The sequence below is a fragment of the Pseudaeromonas sp. HNCC25DJ182 genome (genome assembly GCF_055413365.1).
Genome location: NZ_JBVAYG010000005.1, coordinates 78,933 through 99,715 on the forward strand (window position 1 = coordinate 78,933; position 20,783 = coordinate 99,715).

Genomic DNA, 20,783 nt, shown 5'->3' on the forward strand with positions numbered 1-20,783 from the left:
GCCACTGACGTCGAGGAGGACTATGTTCCGAACCAGACACTGGTTGAGGCGAGGTTCAGTGGCTTGGGGTTATGCTATGGGTTGCTTCATCTGATTCGACTGACCCATAAGGAGGTCACATGGCTACTCGATTGTGGATCTTGCTCGCGGCCCTGAGCATCGGGCTGCTGACCGCTTGTCAGCCCGCGGCAACACCTGAGGCGATCCCGCCTCTGGATGCCAGCCAGCAGGCGGCTGACCCCGCTGCGGTTGCCTCGGCGGCGGTTGCGCCTGCGGGGCAGGCCACGCTGGAGGGCTCCGTTTGGTATCGCCAGCGCAGCGCCTTGCCGGAAGGCGCTGTGGTGGAGGTCCGTTTGCTGGATGTCTCGCGGGCGGATGCTCCTGCCACTGTGTTGGCGCAGACGCAGATAGTGCCGACCACGCAAGTCCCCATCGCCTTTACCCTGCACTACGATGCGGCGCAGATCCAGCCCGCTCATAGCTATGCCCTGCAGGCCAAAATTCTGCTCGGCGACACCTTGCTGTTTATCAGCACCGAACGCTATGACGTGTTGACCCGGGATGCGCCCAGCACCGGCGTGCAGGTGCGGGTTGATCCGGTCTGATATTGCGCAGATGCGGCGCTTGATCCATGCTGCCAGGGCAACGCATCGCGTTGCCCTGTTTTTTTCGGATAGGTGTTGGAGTGAGGATGTCGGGTGTGACTCGATCGCGCGGACTCCTCGTCATCAGCGGCCTGTTCTGGATGGGATCGATTCATCTTGCTCGAGGGAATACGGATGTCGGCACTCACGCTGGTGATAGGCAATAAAAATTACTCATCCTGGTCTCTGCGCGGTTGGCTGGTGGCCAGCCACAGCGGCCTGGCGTTCAATGAACAGCAGCTGGCCTTGCAGGCGGCGGATTTCAAACAACAGGTCGCGCGTTTCTCGCCAGCCGGGCGGGTTCCCGTGCTGCTGGTGGGCGAAACGGCAATCTGGGATTCGCTGGCCATAGCGGAATATCTGGCCGAGCTGGAGCCCGGACTGTGGCCCAGCTCGCTGCTGGATCGGGCCAAGGCGCGCGCCATCAGTGCCGAGATGCATTCGGGATTTCAGGCGCTGCGTCAGCAGATGCCGATGAATGTGCGCGCTGTGGGGCGCACTGTGCCCTCCACCCCGGCGCTGGAGGCCGACATCGCCCGCATCGTGGACATCTGGGAGACTTGCCGTCGCGAGCATCTGCGTCAGGGCCCCTGGTTGTTTGGACGCTGGAGTATTGCCGATGCCATGTATGCGCCGGTCGCGGCGCGTTTTCGCACCTATGGCGTGTCGCTGCCGGTGCTGGCAGCCGAGTATCTGGTGACAGCCTTGTCCGATCCGGCGTTGCTGGATTGGGCGGTCGCCGCCCAGGAGGAGCCCACCCTGCCAAGTAGCGAGGTGGGCCTGCCCGGTTAAGCATGAATCGGTGGCCTGGGTGAGGATCGAGGAGGCCCGGACCCCGGAATGTCAGTTCCGTTAGCGAAGGAGAGATAGCCTTTTGAGCCAACCGTTGGCGGCAGGGATGCCGCCATCGAGCCCCCACGGATGGGTTCACGGCGAGTTGGCGAGAGAGGGTGTCGCTCCCGAACCTTTTAACTGACAAGCATTAGCCTGACTCCTCGCCTTTTCCGAACCATGTTCTAGCCGCTCGCGACGCCCATTTCGTTCCCCTCTTGCGGGTTAGGGCAGGGTCAGCCAGTTGCTGCCGTCGAAGCGTAATTCGCTGTGGCTGTTGCTGGCTGGTGGGTCGACCGGCTTGGCGGCGGCCAGTGTGGTGGGGTAGCTGACGCCATCAAAGGCGAGGGTCGCCCATTGCTGGAAGCCGGACTGGACGACCAGATCGTGCCAGCCCTGACTGCGCTCGGGGGCGATCAGCAATGGACTCTGGATCCCCTCCAGTCGACTCAGGAAGCGATAGCCGTCCAGTGAGCCTTGAAACAGCAGCCAGACACAGCCGGTCTTGTCGCACCAGTTCATCTGCAGGATGGCATCCGGATAGCCATCGGCATTCAAATCGTAACTCAGCGGGCGATATTGCACGCCGGTAGCACTGCTCTGGTTGATGCGGAAGTACTCCTGCAGTGCGAGCTGGATAGCGCTATCCGGCTGCGACATGGGCTGCAGCACCACGGGCGTGAATGCCGCCTGAGTCGGGGTCGGAAGATCGCCATGGGCACTGGTTTGGGCCTGGGGCGGCAGGGGCAGCGCCGGAGTCCCGGGTTGCAGTACCAGCGGCTCGTCGAAGTAGGCTTTGCCGCCATTGAGCAACCGGTAGTCGGCGCTCAGGGTCTCACCGTGACGTTGCAGAGGGATGCTTTCGCTGGCGGCACGGCCATTGCGCGCGTTGAACAGCAAGATGATGCCCTGCTCCGTGTACTCCCAAGCGCCCTGATAGGTAATCTGCGGGCCGCTATCCCGGTAGTAATTCAGCTCGGCCAGATGCTCCGGGCTCAACGTCAGCCCCACCTGGGCCTTCATGCTGCTGGCGAGGCCATACCAGCTGGGCGCAGGCAAGACCGCTGCTAGCGGGCGTCCCCGTTCGCCGCAGCCTTCCAGCCGGGTTTCTCCTTGCACGAGCGTGACCTTGTAGCCCCAGATTTGGTTGATCTCCGGTTGTTGGCACAGGGTCGGCACATAGCTGAGACTGGCGGCTTCGCCATCTAGCGTACTCAATTGCAGGATCAACTCCCCGGACTCCTGCAGTTGGCTGCCGGTAAAGCGATAACTGCTGCTGCCGGATGGTGAGCTGAATAATCCGGAGCTGCCCTGCAGTGTCAGGGTCCAGGCCGGTTGCTGACCGACGGCATGGAAGGCAAAGTCGGTATCCCGCTGGCAGCCTTGGGTGTCGGGGCTCAAGTGGTCGACGCGCTGCAGGGTCAATTCAATGGCTCCCCCGCGCTGGGTGCTCAATGCCAGTGTGCCTTCGAGTTCGGTATACAGCTCGGTCGGATTGCCCATCTGCTGCCAGCGTTGCCAAAAGGCCGGGTCGGCGTTGAAGCGCCACTGTTGTTGGCTGCTGCACGGGGTAAAGGTGGCTTCGCCGTTACCCAGTCGGCTTAGCTGACCGCGGAACAGGGCAGCAGTCGGTAGCGGAGGTGCTGTGGTGGCGTCACTCCCCTCGGGGGCAGGTGGGGTGCTTTGGCTGCAGGCTGTGAGGAGCAGGGAACCCGTTAGCATCAAAAACAGGATAAAGAGACGTGCAGTCATGACATGTCCTTGCTGTGAGTCGATTCGGACCTCGGGAGGAGGCACTCCAGTCAGGATAGTCTGCCTGATGCCTAAGAAAACGCCACCCCGATGGGTGGCGTTGGGATAACGGGGTCAAGCGCCTGGATCAGGAGAAGAGTTGGGTCAGGTATTCGGCGACGCCGTCTTCATCATTGGTCAGCGCTTGTGGATGGCCGGGTAGCGCATCCTTGAGTCGGGAGTGAGCATTGCCCATCACCACACCACGACCGGCCATGGAGAGCATCTCGAAGTCGTTCATGCCGTCACCGAAGGCGATGGCATCCTGCAGCCGGTAACCGTTGAGCTCCAGCACGGCCTTGACCGCATTGCCCTTGTTGACGCCTTTGGGCATGGCTTCCAGACAGGTTGGAGTTGAAAAAGCGATGCTGAGGCGATCCCCAAAGTAGGTCAGCAGGCGGTTTTCCAGCTCCACCAGATCCGGGTGCTCGCCGGTGTAGAAAATCTTGTTGATCCCCTGTTTATCCAGGGCGACGGGATCCACCACCCGGTAGGTAAAACCGGAGTCCTTGTGGTAGGCCAGCAGTTCCGGGCTCTCCGCCTCGACCAGCCATTCATCGCCCTGATACAGATGCAGATCGATATCTGGCAGCCGTTCGATCTCCACCAACTCCTGCGCCAGTTGTGGCGGTATGGTCTGGTTGTAGATGCAGTTGTCCTGCTTGTCATGGACCACGGCGCCATTGGCGGTGATGAGGAAAATGTCCAACCCCAGGGTGTCACGAATGCTCTGCACATCGATGTGATGGCGGCCGGTGGCGACGATGAAGCGAATGCCTCGTTCGGTCAGGCGATGCAGGGTGCGGCGGGTATGGGGGGAAATCTGGTGCTGGTTATTCAGCAGGGTGCCATCGAGATCGGAAACGACCACTTTAAACATACGGACCTCTGGGGAGCGGGATGGGCGGACAGTTTACCTAATCGGGCCGCCATCTGAAAACGCATTCTTCATTCGGAAGTTACGGGTTTTGTTTGAAGAAATCCAGGGCGGCATTCAGCGCCGGGATCCGGTATTCGTCACTCTCGTTGAACAATTCATGCCGGGCACCGGCGATGATCAGCGGACGCTCGCCGGCACATGGGTGGTTCGCTGCGCTCATCTGCTGGCAAAACAGCTCCTGCTGGTCGTTGCGCACCACGGTATCGGCACCGGATTGCAGGATCAGTACCGGCGTGCGGATATCGCTGCCCGCCACGACGGCCTGCTCGGCAAAATCCAGTGCCTGGTGGATCCAGCTGCTGGTGGGGCCACCGAGCTGCACTTCGGGGTAGCTCTGGTAGACGGCACGGAATTGGCCATAGCGGGTGGCGTCATGAGTCAGCTCGTTGTCCACGAAGGGACGAGCCTCGTAAGGACCCTGACTCGGTGCATAGGGGGACTCGATACCCAGCAACTGGGTGGTCCACTCCATCAGCCAGGTAATGAACCGCGCCAACCAGGTTGGCAGGGCGCCCAGCTCGATGCCGAACATCGGCGAGGCCAGTACGGCGGCTTTGAAATCCTGCGGGTATTGCTGCAGATAGTGGGCGGCAATGGCGCCCCCCATGGAGTGGGACAGCAGATAGAGCTGGTTCGGCTGATCGGCCAGCACCACCCGATCGTGGAAGGTCTTGAGGTCGGTGACGTAGTCGGCAAAGTGCTGCACATATCCCTTGTGCGGATCGCTGAGCATACGCCCAGAGAAGCCTTGTCCTCTATGGTCGTAGAGATAGACGCTGTACCCCTGCTGGTACAGATTGAAGGCCAGTTCCTGATATTTGATGTAACTCTCGAGACGACCATTCACCAACAGTATGGCTCTGTGGCTCGCCGGGTTGCGCAGCGCCACGTAGCGGATCGGTACGTCATCGACGCCACTGAACTCACCGGGCTGGGCATGTTGCTGCCAGAACGCCGGCAGCGTCGAGGTGAAGAACGCGGGCAATTCGGCTGAAGTCAGCAATCGATACGGGTTATCCATGGCCTGGGCACTACCGGTCAGTGAGAAGAGAAACAGCAAGCCCATCAGGGCGCGAACTAGCATGCAATATGTCTCGAGAGGGACAGAGAGAGGCTGTCGAGTATAAAAGAAAATTGCGAGCCAGATCAGAATTCTTGTCCTGTCGGCGGCAATTTTCCCGGCTGAAATCAGTTTAGCCAAATGAAACCGTTCTCACCAGCCGCAAGGGTCACGATCAGGATTCATCCTGATCGAATTCCTCCTGCTCCCGTTGCTCCAGCGCTTGCCATCCGCGTTTGCTCAATTGCATCCGCTGCCACCAGCTTTCGTCGGCGATCACCTCGCCCTCATCGCTGATGGCGGGATAGGGCAGCTGTTTTTGCCGACAGACGCGAGCCAGCAAGGGAAATCCGCGCTCGAATAACAGACGATCCTGCTCGCTGCGCGGCAGGCGGCACTCCTGCTGATAGAGGTCGGCGTTTTGTCGCTGACGCTGGGCCTCGTAGAGGATGAGGGCGCTGGCGACCGAGACATTCAGCGATTGGGCCATGCCCACCATGGGGATGATGATGTCCTGATCGGCCAGCGCCAGCGCTTCAGGGGTGATGCCGCGCTTCTCGGCGCCAAACAGGATGGCAGTCGGGCGCGTGTAGTCAATGGCGCGAAAATCGACCGCCCGGTCCGACAGATGGGTGGCCAGTACCTGCATGCCTTGGTCGCGCAGAGTGGTGACTGCCTCGGCGATCGTCTCGTGGCGATTCACCTTGACCCAGTAATGACTACCTTTGGCGGCATGGTTATTCATGCGCATACTCTCGGGCCAGACCGCATGCACATCATGGATGCCCACCGCATCGCAGGTGCGGATCATGGCCGCCAGGTTATGGGGTTTATGCACCTCTTCCAGACAGACGGTCAGGTCGGGCTGGCGCATGGCCAGCATGCGGCGAATACGCGCAAAACGTTCAGGATTCATGAGATTCTCGTTTGGATTTACTGGCGGCTACGGCTGACCCGCAGCACATCCGGCATCACCCGGATCTTGCGCATCACATCGGCCAGATGGATCCGGCTCTTGGTGGTGATCAGCAGGTTGACCTGATAGACCCGGGCATCCTTCTCTTCGGTGCTGATGCCCTGAATGTTGGCGCCGGTAGCGGCTATGGTATTGGCCAACTGGGCCAACACGCCCTGGTGGTTGATCACCTCGATCTGGATACCGGTGCGGAACTCGTGATCCCCCGTGACTTCCGGATCCCACTGTACCGGCAGGTACTTATCCGGCTCTTTGCTGTAGCCGCGAATGTTGCGACAACTCTCCAGATGGATCACCAGCCCCTTACCCGGGCTGATATGGGCGATGATCGGGTCTCCCGGAATGGGGCGACAACAGTTGGCGAAGGTGACCAGCATACCATCGGCGCCCTTGATCGGTAGCTTGCGCACATGCTGCGGCAGTGTGTGTTCCAGGTTCAACTCTTCCACGTTGCCCAGCAGGCGGCGGGCGATCACCACGCTCATGGCGTTACCCAGACCAATGTCGGCCAGCAAGCCGTCGAGGGTTTCGTGTTTGGTATCCAGCAACACCTTCTTGATGTTGTCCGGCGCTATCTCCTCCAGCCGCTTGCCGCCTAAGGCATGGCCGAGCAGGCGGCGCCCGAGCACGATGGATTCCTCGCTGCGCAGATTTTTCAGGAACTGGCGGATCTTGGTCCGCGCCCGGGAGGTGACCACGAAGTTCAACCAGGCGGCGTTGGGGCGCGCACTCGGCGCCGTGATGATCTCGATGGTCTGGCCAGAGTTGAGCGGTCGGCTCAGCGGATAGGGTTGGCGATCCACCCGGGCGCCGACGCAGGCGTGACCGATATCGGTATGCACGGCATAGGCAAAATCCACTGGCGTAGCGCCGGCGGGCAATTCGAGAATGCGCCCCTCGGGGGTGAAGACGTAAATCTCGTCGGGAAACAGGTCGGTCTTGACGCTTTCGATAAACTCGAACGAGCTGCCCGCGCTCTGTTGTAGCTCGAGCAGACTCTTCATCCAGCGTTGGGCACGTCGTTGTGCCGTGGTACCCGAGGTGTCGCCATCCTGTTTATAGGCCCAGTGCGCCGCGACGCCCTTATCGGCCATCTGATCCATATATTCGGTGCGGATCTGCACTTCGACCGGCACGCCATGGGGGCCAACCAGCGAGGTGTGCAACGACTGGTAGCCGTTGGTCTTCGGGATGGCGATGTAATCCTTGAAGCGACCGGGACGCGGTTTATACAGGCTGTGCATCTGACCCAGCACCCGGTAGCAGGTGTCGATGTCCCGGACTATGACCCGGAAGGCATAGATATCCATCACCTCGTGAAACTGCACCTCTTTCTTCACCATCTTGGTATAGATGGAGTAGAGGTGCTTTTCCCGGCCCTTGATTTCGGCGCCGATCTGCACCTCTTCCAGCCGGCCGCCGATTTCCTCCTTGATGGAGTCGATGATCTCCTTGCGATTGCCGCGGGCGCGTTTGACCGATTCACGCAGCACCCGTGAGCGCATGGGGTAGAGGGCTTCGAAGCCCAGTTCTTCCAGCTCGGTCTTGATGCTGTGAATACCCAGGCGGTTGGCGATCGGGGCGAAGATTTCCAGGGTTTCCCGGGCGATGCGACGGCGCTTGTCCGGGCGCAGTGAGCCCAGAGTGCGCATGTTGTGCGTGCGGTCGGCCAGCTTGATCAGGATGACGCGGATATCCTGCACCATGGCCATCACCATCTTGCGGAAGTTCTCGGCCTGAGCCTCTTTATGATCGCGGAATTTCAGCTTGTCGAGCTTGGAGACGCCGGACACCAGCTCGGCCACGGCGGAGCCATACATCTCTGCCAACTGATCCTTGGTGACCGGTGTGTCTTCAATGACATCGTGCAGCAGGGCGGCCATCAGGGTTTCATGATCGAGGTGCATATCCGCCAGAATGCGGGCGACCGCCACCGGATGGGTGATGTAGGGTTCGCCACTGGAACGGGATTGCCCCTCGTGGGCATCTCGAGCCGTCAGATAGGCGTGTTGTACCAGTGCGACCTGCTCTGCAGGCAGATAGGTACTAATCAGATCTTTAAGACTTTGAAACAGATACAAGGCCTAACTCCGGCTCACTTCAACGACTGCGAGATACAGCAGATGCTCCCGATCGGGATGTGATCCTGAGTTTGCTGCCAAATGTAGTGATTGTAAATCGGGGCGAAGGGGAGACGGCACCTAAAGGTGCCGTTCTCGAGGGGATCAGAGGCTCAGACCACGGCCTTCGGTCAGGGCGGAGACGGCGGCCATTTCGGCGGCTTCCTGCTCTTGCAGATCCTGACGATCCTGGGCATCCATAAAGGCGGTAGAGATCAGTCCCTCTTCGATCTCGCGCAGCGCGATCACAGTCGGCTTGTCATTTTCTTCATCGACCAGGGGATCACGGCCTTGAACGGCAATCTGACGCGCACGGCGAGCGGCGATCAATACCAGATCAAAGCGGTTGCCAACCTGTTTTACTGCATCTTCAACGGTAACGCGTGCCATGGGAACTCCAGAGATAAAAAATGACGCGAAATTGTACTTGTTTTTAGCTCATCCCGCCAGTAGGCGATCCAGCAAGTCGGCGTGCCGCAAGCGTTGGGCGGGCAGACGGGCCCGTTCGGCCTGGATGATACTGGCCAGCTGTTGCAATGAGGTCTCGAAGTCATCATTGACGATCAGATAATCATATTCGGCATAGTGACTCATTTCGGCCACTGCCTCCGCCATCCGGCCCCGGATCACGTCGTCGCTGTCCTGGCCGCGTCCACGGAGACGTTGCTCGAGGATCGGCAGACTGGGCGGCAGAATGAAGATGGATCGAGCCTCGGGTAGTTGATCCCGCACCTGACGGGCACCCTGCCAATCGATATCCAGGAACACGTCGATACCCTGTTCCAGGCAGCGCTCTATGGTTTCGCGGGAGGTGCCATAAAAATTGCCAAACACCTGAGCCCATTCGAAGAAGGCCCCGCGGTCGATCTGGCGCTGGAATTCAGCCACGTCGACAAAGTGGTAGTGCACACCATCGGCTTCGCCTGGACGCATGGCGCGGGTGGTATGGGACACGGAGATCTGCATCCGCTGATCGTCGTTGTGCCGGGCCAGCAGGGCCGAGAGCAGGCTGGATTTTCCTGCGCCGCTGGGCGAGGAGACGATATATAGGGTGCCAAGATGCGCCATATCAGAACCTATGTCATAACGGACGCCGCCTGCGGCAGGGCGCGGGCTGGCATCACGGTCGTGGAATCAGGGATAAGGCGGCTAAGGATAACAGAGGTAGATGAATAAAAAAAAGTCGGGCTCAAGGCCCGACGGAAAAACTGTAGCTTGCTGCGGAAGTGCCCTCCACGCAGCGACAGTTGTAACGGCTCGGACGTATGCCTGCCGATGGTTATTCCAGTGTTTGAATTCGAGAAAAGCGAACTCATCGACATAATTGAATTAAATAATTGAAATTAAACAATAAAAATAAAGGCTGATAACCTAAACGAAAGCTAAACGAGTCGAGGGTTGCACCTGCATGCTGTGCCTCTTGTGTGGATCTGCGCTGCGCCTGGCTTGTCGAGCGGTTCGGCATCCGGCGAACGGTCACGGCCCTCCGGTTAATTCCCTACACAATGGGGGCGCTTTATCTGGGCCAGTTATTGGCGCGGCCGATCCGTCTTGGGGACCATGTAACTCGGGGTCAGACATTTGATGCGGTGAACGATGCAATGAGATCTGCATCATGTCCTCTATTGGGGAGTGATGGCCGGGCTGTTTGTACAAATCATCGGCACTCAGAGTGTTTATTCTAAATTCCGGTCATCTTGGCCTGCCTCTTGCTGTTGAGGTTCCGTACCTGCGAGCCCCCCGCTTGCTTCCAAAGCCAGTAAGCCCGCGGCAGCAGGTCACGAACGGGATCTGAACCCGTAGTTTTTTCCTCGATGTTGCCCCTCAGGGTTGGTGTTGATCGCCAGCCAAGGACGGCCTTTGCCTGAATTTTGGAGAAACAGCATGTTTGATCGGACTAAAACGGTGGCGACCACGCTACTGATGGCATCACTGCTCAGCGCCTGTAACGACTCATCCAGTGACACCACGGAGACGGCCAAGCCGACCTTCGAACCGGTAGAAGGAACCATCAGTGAACTGCACGCCGCACTGGCCGCCGGAACCACCACCTGTGAGCAAGTGGTGCAGAGCTATATCGATCGGATCAACGCCTATGATGCGACGGGCCCGGCATTGCATAGTGTGATTGCGGTGAACGCCAAGGCGCTCGATTATGCGCGCACCCTGGATGCCAACTACGCGGCCAGTGGCACCATGGAGCCGCTGCACTGTGTGACCGTGCTGCTCAAGGACAATTTTGATACCGCCGATATGCCGACAACCGCCGGTGGCCTGGCTCTGCAATTCAGCCAGCCGGATGATGATGCTTTTACGGTGGCTCGTCTGCGCGCTCAGGGCGCCGTGATCCTGGGCAAGGCGAATCTGGATGAATTTGCCTTTGGCTATCAAGGCAGTAGCTCGGTCGGTGGGCAGGTGAAGAATGCCTATGACCCGACCAAGGGACCGGGTGGCTCTTCTGCCGGGACCGGTGCGGCCATTGCGGCCAGCTTTGCCATGGTCGGACTGGGCACCGATACCGGTGGCTCGATCCGCGTGCCTTCCTCCCTGGAAGGTCTGGTCGGCATCCGTCCCAGCCTGCGCCTCATCAGTCAGGACGGCATAGTTCCGCTGGCCCACACTCAGGATACCGCGGGCCCCATGTGCCGAACCGTCGAGGATTGTGCTCGGGTGCTGGATGCCATGGTCGGTTATGACCCGGATGATGATAGCGGCCAACGCAGCAGCTATGAACATAACGCCAGCCTGGTGAACTCGGCCTATGCCTATCAACAAGTCACATCGGTTCCAGCCACTTATACCGCCGCCTTGCAGGCCGATGGTCTGAAGGGTGCTCGGATTGGGGTGGTGCGCGCCATGTTCGGGGATGCCAGCACGGAAGAGAACCAGCAGGTTCAGGCGGTGATTGATGCGGCCCTGGCCAAGATGAAAGCTGCCGGTGCTGTCGTCGAGGATGTGGAAATCCCGAACCTCGCGCTCATCATGAGCCGTTACAAGAGCGTGTCGCGCTACGAGTTCTGTAACAACCTGGATGCCTATCTGAGCTCCTGGTCGAATGCCGGGGATAACCACTACACCAGTTTTCAGGCACTGGCGGCCAGCCTGCAATACGAGACCCGCAACCAGAGCACCTTCACCTTCTACGGCAGTTATTGTGGTGATCAAAGCGCTAACGTCGATTATCAGCTGAACCTGATTGAACGCCCGATCGTGGTCCGGGCAGCCCTGCAGCAGACGCTGGAGAATCTGGACAGCAATGGAATTCCGCTGGGAGCACCCTACGATGCCATCCTCTACCCGAGCATCCTGGGTCTGGCTCCCGAGCTGGGGCAATCTCCGACCGCCGGTACCAACAACCGCCTGAGCCCCTTCTCCGGCTTTCCGGCGCTGACCTTGCCCGCCGGAATGGCCAATACCACACCCGCATTGCCAGTGGGGATGGAGCTGATGGCCCGCGAATTTGCCGAGCCGACGCTGATTAAGCTGGCCTATGGCTATCAACAAGCCGTGCATCCCCGTCAGGCACCGCTCACCACCCCAGCGCTGACCCACTAAGTTCCGGTATCCACCAAGCGACAGGGCTGAGTCTGACTCAGCCCTGTTTTTTTATGGCTCTGTTCCAGTTCCCTGGGTGCCAAGACCCAAGACCCAAGACCCAAGACCCAAGACCCAAGACCCAAGACCCAAGACCCAAGACCCAAGACCCAAGATCCGAGCCGTAGCACAGTGAAGTTGAGGCTTCTCTTCGGCAATCAATTGCTGTTCGTCCCCCTTCTATCCATCTTTCACCGGGAAGGGGGTATATGCGAGTCAGGGCGGCTAAACTCTAGATGCGTTGAAAATGGTGGTGGCGGTGTATGCTACTCATGTGACGACACCATTACGGTGTCAGGCTCCATGGGTCGCTATATAGGTACAGATTCAGGTCATGAAGGGGAAAGTATGTCCATACAAGGTTCGTTGAGAGCACAGTTACTGGCGTTGTTGGGCGGAAGTATTCTTCTCCTCGTCATCATCTCGTTGTTCTGTTTCCGTCTGTTGGCGCAAGGGGTCGAAGATTATCAATCCCTGGTTAACAGCACGCTGCAAGAGTCGGCGCTGGTTGATCGGGCCAATCTGGAGTTCAAGAGCCAGGTTCAGGAGTGGAAAAATGTCCTGCTGCGCGGCAAGGATCCGGAGGCTCTGAGCAAGTATTGGACCCAGTTTGAAGAGCAGGAGCGTGCGGTCAATCAGACGCTGGCACAACTGAGCCAGTTGGCCGGGCAGTGGCAGGATCAGGAGTTGGTTGCCCAGGTGCGGAGCCTGAGTGATGAACATCAGAAACTCGGGCAGGCCTATCGTCAGGGCAAAGAGAAGTTTGTTGCCGCTCAGGGCGACCCGACTGCGGGGGATCAGGCGGTGAAGGGTATCGATCGGGCAACCAGCGAGCAGATGGCGGCTCTGGTCAAGCATCTGCATGAAGAAGGCAATCGTCAGGCCCAAGCCATCAGTGAGGATACGCATTCCGATGCCATTGTCGGGGTGGTTGGTTTGTTGGTGGCTTCCTTTCTGGTTGGTTTGCTCAGTCTCTGGTTGGTGAATCGCCAACTGCTGGTGCCGATCAAGGCGCTCACCGACTTCATTATCCAGTTGAGCCATGGCAAGTTTGATCGACCCTTTGCGCTGCAACGGCAGGATGAACTGGGTGCCCTGGCCAAGGCCGCCAATACTCTGCGCGATTTCTTGGGGGCGACCTTTTCCCAGCTCAAGTTGAGTGGCGAGCAGCTGGATAGTGCCAGCCATGAACTCAAGGAAATCTCCGGGTTGATGACCAAGGGCACCCGGGATCAGTTCTCCCGCACCGATATGGTGGCTACCGCGATGCACGAGATGTCGGCGACGGCGCAGAATGTCGCGGAGAATGCCGCGTCGGCCGCCCAGGCGGCGGATCAGGCGGACCATACGGCTCACGAAGGCGAGCAAGTGATGCAGGACACCATAGGCGGCATTGCCCAGATGGGTAAAGAGATTGACAACACGGCCGGCGTTATCAAACAACTGGATGAAGACAGCCGCCGCATCAGTACCGTGCTGGAGGTGATCCGCTCCATTGCCGAGCAGACCAACCTGCTGGCCTTGAATGCGGCGATTGAAGCGGCGCGGGCCGGTGAGCAGGGACGCGGCTTCGCCGTGGTCGCGGACGAGGTTCGTACCCTGGCCAAGCGCACGGCGGACTCTACGGCGGAGATCAACCAGATCATCGCCAAGGTACAGCGTGGCACCCAGGATGCGGTACAGGCGATTGGTAGTAGCCAGCAACTCAGCCAGCAGAGTATCGAACAGGTGACGGTCGCGGGTCGCAAGTTGCAGAGCATCACGAGCTCCATCAGCCAGATCCACGGCATGAACCAGCAGATCGCCACCGCCGCCGAAGAACAGACGCTGGTGGTGGAAGATATCGCCCGCAACCTGGTGGATATCAAAACCATCGCCACCGAGAACGAAGAGAACGCCCACCGCACCCAGGGTGCCAGCGAGCAACTGCATCAGACCGCGGTCGACCTTAACCGCGCCATGCAAAAGCTGATGGCCTAAATCAAAACCGGGCCCCGCGGATAGCGGGGCCCGTTTTTTCTCAACAAATGCAAACGCTCTGACGATTCACACTCTCTGATGGTGGCCAATGCTCAGGGCGTGCTGGAGCAGGATGGCTCGTCAGATGTAGAAGTAGTGTTGAACGGAACCGCTTATCAGGATCTGCTCGCCATTATTGGCAACCCGATCTGATATCCAGTTGTTGTCGTGACTTAGGCCCGGATTTTCCGGGCCGTTTTTTTAATTGGCGCCCAGTGCTGATCACCAACCCTAGCTCCTGGTCGCGTTCTGTTCTCTCTTGGCTATGCTCAGATGGTGTCTTGTCGGTACATCTTCTCAGGAGCGGATCATGGGACTATTTCGTGTGGTGCTGGCGCTACTCTGTCTGGCGGGTTTGTCGGCTGCGAGTGCGGCGGATGGGGTGATTCTGACGGTGACGGCCAAGGGGTGTTGTGCGGGGGCGGGGAGCCAGACCTTTACCCTGGCGCAACTGGATGCCTTGCCGCAAACCACAGTGGTGACTACCACGCCCTGGACCGAGGGCAAGCACAGTTACCAGGGGGTACGGCTCAGCGAATTGCTCAAGCATCTGGGCATTCAGGCCGGTCAGATCAAGGCTCATGCCCTGAATGATTACTGGGCGACAGTTCCCACGGCCGAGGCCAGCCAATATCCGGTGATCCTGGCAACCCGCCAGGATGACAAGGTACTGACCCGGCGTAACAAGGGGCCGATCTTTATCGTCTATCCGCTGAGTGACTACCCGAGTCTGGATCAGGAGAAGACCCATAGCGAGATGGTCTGGCAACTGAATGCCCTGAGCGTCGAGTGATCGCTATGGTCCGGGCCAAGTTCCTGCTGCTCGCCCTTATCATGTGCACCTTTCTCGGGGTGACCATCTGGTCGACCTGGAATTACGACCGCGCCTTCACTCAGGTGACCCGACATACCCATCTTTCGGCTTGGGCGCTGGCGCAGCTGGAATTGGAGCTTCATCAGTTCGAAGGGGCTGTGGATTATTACCGTGCCGGGCGTCTGAGTCAGGAAAAGCTCAATGAGGCCTATGATCTGGCCTGGAACCGGCTGGATGTCTTTCTCACTGGCCGCGAAGCCAAAAACGTCCGCGAACGTTTTAATGCCGAGAGCATTTTGCGGCCATTTTTTGTTCGACTGCAGAGCTATGAGGCACTGATGACCTCACCCCATTTGCAGCCATCCGACCTGGAGCCGCTGGATCAGGATCTGCATGATGCGATGCCTGCTATTCGCAATCTGATGGTGCTGAATTTTACCGGTCCGACCGCGATGCGGGAGAACGCTGAACTGGCCCGCTCCAGCATCCAGAACTATGCGGTACTCGGCGTGCTGTTGCTGGTGGGTCTGGTGATGCTGGTCGTGTTGTTTCTCGAGGCCCGTGGCCAGCAATATCTGGCCTGGAATAATCCGCTGACCCGCCTGCCCAATCGGGCCGCTTTTTTACTCCATCTGCGTCAGCTGTTGCGTGCCAATCAGCAGCAGGTGGTGCTCTGCCTGTTCGATTTGAACCGTTTCAAAGAGGTGAATGACAGTCTGGGTCACGCCGCCGGGGATCAGCTCTTGCTGACGGTCGCCGACAATTTACGAAAATCGGCTGATGAAGGCGTCTATCTGGCGCATATCGGTGGTGACGAGTTTGCCATGGTGTTGAGTGGCAACATGGCCGATTCCAGCTGGTTCAGTTTTACCAAGCGGGTGCGCGCCCGGCTGGGGAGTCTGCTGTACAAGGCCGATCCGGCGCACCGGGTCAGCGTCAGCATGGGCATCAGCCAATTTCCGCAACATGCCCGTACCGCCGATGAGTTGCTGCTGTTTGCGGATCTGGCACTGACTGCGGCGCGCCATGATGAGGTCCATCACTATCAGCTCTTTAACCTGAAGATGCTCAGTCATTACCAGCGCAAGCGGCAGCTGGCGGGTGAATTGCGTGACCAACTGGGACGGATTGCCGATAGCCAGCTCTATTTGTGCTATCAACCAGTCGTCAAACGCCATGACCAGCAGCGGCTGGGCGCCGAAGTACTGATCCGCTGGAATCATGCCGAATTGGGGTTTATCAACCCGCTGGATATTGTCGAAGTGGCCGAGGAAAACGGCCTCGGCGAGCGTCTCGGCGAGTGGGTATTCCAGCGCATGAATCAGGATATGGATCGTTTGCCCCAGCCGCTGGTGCGGCGGCTGGATCTGGCGATCAATCTGTCGGCCTCGCTGTTCAACAAGCAGCTGACCGAACATGCCCTGAGCTGGTTACTGGATGGCCCCATACTGCCGGGTCAGTTGGTGCTCGAGCTGACCGAAACCATAGCCCTGGATGATTTCACTCTGAGCCAACGCATCTTTGCCGAGCTGCGGGCGGCCGGGATCCGGATTGCACTGGATGATTTCGGTACCGGTTGGTCCTCGTTTGCCTACCTCAAGGAGCTCGATTTCGACAAGCTGAAGATCGACAAATCCTTTATCCAGAAGATGGATGAGGATCCGCGATTGCCGGTGTTTGTGGAAACCATCACCGCCCTGGCCCATAAATTGGGGGTCAGCGTGGTGGCCGAAGGGGTGGAGACCCAGGTTGAACTGGAGATGGTCACCGCCATGGAGGTGGATGAGATCCAGGGTTATTTCTATGCCCGTCCCCTGACCATCGATAAGTTTCACAGCTTTGCGGTGAATCATCTGCAGCTGGAGGGGGGGGAAACCGCCGCCAGCAAGGTCTCCTAGCCTGCGGCTCTTTCCGCTCGGCTCTGGCAAAGGGTCTGTGTATAATCGCCACTACTGTACAAATTCTCAGGAGTGGTGATGGACGTAGAAACCCTGCTCGATGGTCTCAATGACCGACAACGGGAGGCGGTAGCCGCCCCGCTGGAGAACCTGCTGGTGCTGGCGGGTGCCGGTTCGGGCAAGACCCGGGTACTGGTCCATCGCATTGCCTGGCTGCTCGGCGTCGAGCGGGCTTCCCCCTTTTCCATTCTGGCGGTGACCTTCACCAACAAGGCGGCCGCCGAGATGCGCGGCCGCATCGAGAAGCTGCTTGGTGGCGGGATCGGCGGTACTCACAGCCATCACGGCATGTGGGTCGGCACCTTCCACGGCATCGCCCACCGCCTGTTGCGCGCCCATCATCTGGATGCCGGTCTGCCGCAAGATTTCCAGATCCTCGACAGTGACGATCAGCTGCGCCTCATCAAGCGGGTGGTGCGCTCGCTGAATCTGGACGAGAAGCAGTGGGTGCCGCGCGCCGTGATGGGCTACATCAACGGCAAGAAGGACGACGGCCTGCGCCCCAAGGATATAGAGCCGTTTGGTGATGTTGCCTCGCGTACCTACCACAAGCTGTATCAGGTCTATCAGGAGACCTGTGATCGTGCGGGTCTCGTCGATTTTGCCGAGCTGCTGCTGCGGGCCCACGAGTTGTGGCTGCACAAGCCGCACATCCTCGACCACTACCAGCAGCGCTTCGCGCATATTCTGGTCGACGAGTTTCAGGACACCAACGCCATCCAGTACGCCTGGATCCGCATTCTGGCGGGTAACCGTAGCAAGGTGATGATCGTCGGCGACGATGACCAGTCCATCTACGGCTGGCGCGGCGCCAAGGTGGAGAATATCAGCCGTTTCCTCAGCGACTACCCGGGGGCGCGTACCATCCGCCTGGAGCAGAACTACCGCTCCACCGCCACCATCCTCAAGGCGTCGAACCAGCTGATTGCCAACAACGCCGAGCGGCTGGGCAAGGAGCTGTGGACCGAGGGCGGCGAGGGCGAACCCATCTCCATCTATGCCGCCTATAACGAAATCGATGAGGCGCGCTTCGTGGTCGGCCGCCTGAAGGCCTGGCGCGAGCAGGGCGGTGTGCTCTCCGATTGCGCCATCTTGTATCGCAACAACGCCCAGTCCCGGGTGCTGGAAGAGGCGTTGCTGCAGGAGCGCCTGCCCTATCGCATCTACGGCGGTTTGCGCTTCTTCGAGCGCCAGGAGATCAAGGATGCCATGGCCTATCTGCGCCTGCTGGGCAACCGCGGTGATGACGCCTCCTTCGAGCGGGTGGTCAACACCCCGACTCGCGGCATCGGCGATCGCACTCTCGGCCTCATCCGCGAGGCGGCGCGGGATCGCGGGCTGAACCTGTGGCAGGCCGCCTGGCAGCTGTGTGAAGAGCGGGTGCTGGCCGGACGCGCCGCCAGTGCGGTCAGCCAGTTTTTGGCACTGATCAACCGGCTGGAAACCGACACCAGCGAGCTGCCGCTGCATCTGCAGACCGATCGGGTGATCCGCGAGAGTGGCCTCTGGAGCCTGTATCAGGCGGAGAAGAGCGAGAAGGGACAGTCGCGCATCGAAAACCTCGAGGAGCTGGTCAACGCCACCCGGGTGTTCCAGCCCTCCGACGAGATGAGCGACATGGCGCCGCTGACCGCCTTCGTCGCCCATGCCGCGCTGGAAGCGGGGGAATCTCAGGCCGATGAGTTCGAGGTGGCGGTGCAGTTGATGACGCTGCACAGTGCCAAGGGGCTGGAGTTCCCGCTGGTGTGCATGGTCGGTGTCGAGGAGGGGATGTTCCCCAGCCAGCAATCCAGCGAGGAGAGTGGGCGGCTGCAGGAGGAGCGGCGACTCTGTTATGTCGGCATGACCCGGGCGATGCAGAAGCTGTATATGACCCACGCCGAAAACCGCCGTCTGTATGGTCAGGAGATGCACCACAGACCGAGCCGCTTCCTCAAGGAGCTGCCGAGCGAGTGTCTGGAGGAGGTGCGGCTGCGCACCCAGGTGAGCTGGGCGCAACCGGTGGCCTCCAGCAACCGCTTCAACAACGAGTTTGCCCAGGAGAGCTTCGACAGCACCGGCTTCCGTCTCGGCCAGCGGGTGCGGCACAGCAAGTTCGGCGAAGGCACAGTCCTCAACTACGAGGGAATAGGTCCGCAGAGCCGGATCCAGGTCAACTTCGATGATCAGGGTAGCAAGTGGCTGGTAGTGGCGTACGCCCGGCTGGAGCCGCTGTAAGACAGCGGCCCCCGCTGGGTGAGCCGATGCCCCGGCTTGCCGTCCGGGGTCTGGAACGGTCGTGCCGGTTCCGCCTTGCCGACGCTGGCGATCTGTCCACCTGCGGCGGACGGCGGCGGGCCAAGGGGGAAAAGGCCTCCCCCTTGGCAATCCCGGGCCTTTGCGCCCACTGCCGCCTGATCCTCGCTTACCGGCAGGCTTCCGTGACCATCAGCGATGGCACATCCCTGTGCCAGCGCTGACTCTCGCCGCATCCATGCGGCTCATTCCCTCCACCCTGCCTCCCGCTCGGGGCGGCACAGGGCTTGATGAGCTGACGCCCCTCTCCCGGTCATCCTGACCGTTCACCGGCTTCATTCACCCCTCATCTCGGCCCGGCAGACGGCTTCGGGCCTTGGGTGAATAGGGGCGTTGGGCCCATGCCCATTGGGTTGATGGTCGGAATTCACATATAGATTTGGCTTGATCCGGTTCCGCCTTGCAGACGCTGGCGATCTGCCCACCTGCGGTGGACGGCGGCGGGCCAAGGGGGAAAAGGCCTCCCCCTTGGCAATCCCGGGCCCGGGTTTTTGCCGGCTGCCGGGAAAGCCCCGAGCTGCGGGCTGCCCTCCACCGGCCGGGAGCCACACGCCATCCCTGGCGTGAAGCTCCCTCTCCCGGTCATCCTGACCGTTCACCGGTTCCGTTCATCCCTTCACTCGGCCCGGCAGACGGCTGCGGGCTTTGGGTGATTGGGGCTGTGCGGCCTGATCCTTGCCGTTTCCTTGGCTGCTGCTTTGCGGTAGCGTGGGCAAGATGATGTTTTAACCGTAAGTGGGAAAGAGCGGGGTTGAATGATGATTCTTGAAGTGGCGGTATTGAATGTAATTTCCGGGCAAGAACCCGAGTTTGAAAAGGCGTTTGCCGTGGCCTCTTCGATTATTTCGTCGATGCCCGGTTATGTGTCACACCAACTGCAGCGTTGTCTCGAAACTCCATCCCGTTATATTTTGCTGGTGAATTGGCAAACCCTTGAACATCACACCCAGGGTTTTCGCGGTTCGACCCAATACCAGCAATGGCGACAATTACTGCACCATTTCTATGATCCATTCCCCACCGTTGAACACTATGAAATGGTCGTTGCACAGCAATAGCGAGGCAATCATTTATTGGATTAAGGTGGGCGGTGAAGATGCAGGATATAATCGAAAAAGCGGTTGATTACTTAACGTCCAAATACAAGGCTAAAACCATACTGCTATATGGTTCCTTTGCCAGTCAGGCGGCGAATAATCAGAGCGATATTGATCTCATCGTGTTGGCTGATACCGATGCTGAAGGCCATGATTCAAGCCAGATTGATAACCACATCCTGGATGCATGGATCTATCCAATCAACCGTTGGGAAGATCCATCAACCTTTACTCATATTTCCCCCTTCAGGATCCTGATGGATGAACTGGGTGTTGCTGAAAAGCTCGAAGCAAGTATTCTTGAACAACGAATAAAAGCCACCAAGATCCTTTCGGCTGCCGAATATCAGCAGTTAGTATCCTGGATCAAGAAAATGCTTAACCGAGCCACGCAAAATACCGTAGAAGCGAACTATCGATATAATTGGCTACTCCATGAGGTCCCCGAACTATATGCCAATCTATCCGGTATTTATTATGATGGGCCGGTAAAAACACTTCGCCGCATCAAAGAGCAAGATCCCGACTTGTATCAGCAATACGAAACACTCCTGGCGACAGGGAAAAATGTAACACTGTTGGATGATTTATATGGGTTGATTATTGATAGAGCCGATCTTGGTCTGAGTAGATAACTTATTATT

The 20,783-nt window shown here is 59.1% G+C and carries 16 protein-coding genes; 9 read left to right on the top strand and 7 right to left on the bottom strand.

Annotated features, from left to right (window positions below):
* The first annotated feature begins 119 nt into the window (after nucleotides 1-119).
* Together ACZYUB_RS05845 and ACZYUB_RS05850 are read left to right on the top strand one after the other, a co-directional pair.
* Complete coding sequence (locus ACZYUB_RS05845; RefSeq protein ID WP_463946300.1) at nucleotides 120-605, top strand: YbaY family lipoprotein; 486 nt, start codon at nucleotides 120-122, stop codon at nucleotides 603-605.
* Between the two features lie 174 nt (nucleotides 606-779).
* Entirely contained in the window at nucleotides 780-1,436 is a 657-nt protein-coding gene (locus tag ACZYUB_RS05850) for a glutathione S-transferase family protein (RefSeq protein ID WP_463946301.1), read from the top strand.
* 264 nt (nucleotides 1,437-1,700) lie between these two features.
* On the opposite strand, the gene ACZYUB_RS05855 is transcribed toward ACZYUB_RS05850, so the two are convergent.
* From ACZYUB_RS05855 to gmk, 7 genes are all read right to left on the bottom strand, one after another.
* Nucleotides 1,701-3,227, bottom strand: coding sequence for a hypothetical protein (locus tag ACZYUB_RS05855; RefSeq protein ID WP_463946303.1), 1,527 nt, complete (start codon nucleotides 3,225-3,227; stop codon nucleotides 1,701-1,703).
* A gap of 127 nt (nucleotides 3,228-3,354) precedes the next feature.
* Complete coding sequence (locus ACZYUB_RS05860; protein ID WP_463946305.1) at nucleotides 3,355-4,146, bottom strand: Cof-type HAD-IIB family hydrolase; 792 nt, start codon at nucleotides 4,144-4,146, stop codon at nucleotides 3,355-3,357.
* Nucleotides 4,147-4,225: 79 nt separating this feature from the next.
* On the bottom strand, nucleotides 4,226-5,290 hold the full coding sequence (locus ACZYUB_RS05865) for an alpha/beta fold hydrolase (RefSeq protein WP_463946306.1): 1,065 nt from the start codon (nucleotides 5,288-5,290) through the stop codon (nucleotides 4,226-4,228).
* 151 nt (nucleotides 5,291-5,441) lie between these two features.
* Nucleotides 5,442-6,182 (bottom strand): tRNA (guanosine(18)-2'-O)-methyltransferase TrmH, encoded by a 741-nt coding sequence (trmH, locus tag ACZYUB_RS05870; protein ID WP_463946308.1) that lies wholly within the window; start codon nucleotides 6,180-6,182, stop codon nucleotides 5,442-5,444.
* Between the two features lie 17 nt (nucleotides 6,183-6,199).
* Nucleotides 6,200-8,323, bottom strand: a complete 2,124-nt coding sequence (gene spoT / locus ACZYUB_RS05875) for a bifunctional GTP diphosphokinase/guanosine-3',5'-bis pyrophosphate 3'-pyrophosphohydrolase (RefSeq protein WP_463946310.1) — start codon at nucleotides 8,321-8,323, stop codon at nucleotides 6,200-6,202.
* Nucleotides 8,324-8,467: 144 nt separating this feature from the next.
* Nucleotides 8,468-8,752 (bottom strand): DNA-directed RNA polymerase subunit omega, encoded by a 285-nt coding sequence (gene rpoZ / locus ACZYUB_RS05880; protein WP_463946312.1) that lies wholly within the window; start codon nucleotides 8,750-8,752, stop codon nucleotides 8,468-8,470.
* 48 nt (nucleotides 8,753-8,800) lie between these two features.
* Nucleotides 8,801-9,430 (bottom strand): guanylate kinase, encoded by a 630-nt coding sequence (gene gmk / locus ACZYUB_RS05885; RefSeq protein WP_463946313.1) that lies wholly within the window; start codon nucleotides 9,428-9,430, stop codon nucleotides 8,801-8,803.
* Between the two features lie 816 nt (nucleotides 9,431-10,246).
* On the opposite strand from gmk, the gene ACZYUB_RS05890 reads away from it, so the two are divergent.
* From ACZYUB_RS05890 to ACZYUB_RS05920, 7 genes are all read left to right on the top strand, one after another.
* Nucleotides 10,247-11,917, top strand: coding sequence for an amidase (locus ACZYUB_RS05890; protein ID WP_463946315.1), 1,671 nt, complete (start codon nucleotides 10,247-10,249; stop codon nucleotides 11,915-11,917).
* Between the two features lie 387 nt (nucleotides 11,918-12,304).
* The gene (locus ACZYUB_RS05895; RefSeq protein WP_463946317.1) at nucleotides 12,305-13,936 is read left to right on the top strand and encodes a methyl-accepting chemotaxis protein; all 1,632 of its coding nucleotides are present in this window, start codon (nucleotides 12,305-12,307) and stop codon (nucleotides 13,934-13,936) included.
* A gap of 349 nt (nucleotides 13,937-14,285) precedes the next feature.
* A complete protein-coding gene (locus ACZYUB_RS05900) occupies nucleotides 14,286-14,768 on the top strand; it encodes a putative pterin-binding protein (protein ID WP_463946318.1) in 483 nt (160 codons plus the stop codon).
* A 5-nt stretch (nucleotides 14,769-14,773) separates the two neighbouring features.
* Nucleotides 14,774-16,687 carry a putative bifunctional diguanylate cyclase/phosphodiesterase gene (locus ACZYUB_RS05905; RefSeq protein WP_463946487.1) on the top strand — a complete coding sequence of 638 codons (1,914 nt, stop codon included), beginning with the start codon at nucleotides 14,774-14,776 and terminating at the stop codon, nucleotides 16,685-16,687.
* Between the two features lie 78 nt (nucleotides 16,688-16,765).
* Nucleotides 16,766-18,964 carry a DNA helicase II gene (gene uvrD, locus ACZYUB_RS05910; RefSeq protein ID WP_463946320.1) on the top strand — a complete coding sequence of 733 codons (2,199 nt, stop codon included), beginning with the start codon at nucleotides 16,766-16,768 and terminating at the stop codon, nucleotides 18,962-18,964.
* A gap of 836 nt (nucleotides 18,965-19,800) precedes the next feature.
* The gene (locus ACZYUB_RS05915; protein WP_463946489.1) at nucleotides 19,801-20,100 is read left to right on the top strand and encodes an antibiotic biosynthesis monooxygenase family protein; all 300 of its coding nucleotides are present in this window, start codon (nucleotides 19,801-19,803) and stop codon (nucleotides 20,098-20,100) included.
* A 38-nt stretch (nucleotides 20,101-20,138) separates the two neighbouring features.
* Complete coding sequence (locus tag ACZYUB_RS05920) at nucleotides 20,139-20,774, top strand: nucleotidyltransferase domain-containing protein (RefSeq protein WP_463946490.1); 636 nt, start codon at nucleotides 20,139-20,141, stop codon at nucleotides 20,772-20,774.
* Nucleotides 20,775-20,783 lie beyond the last annotated feature (9 nt).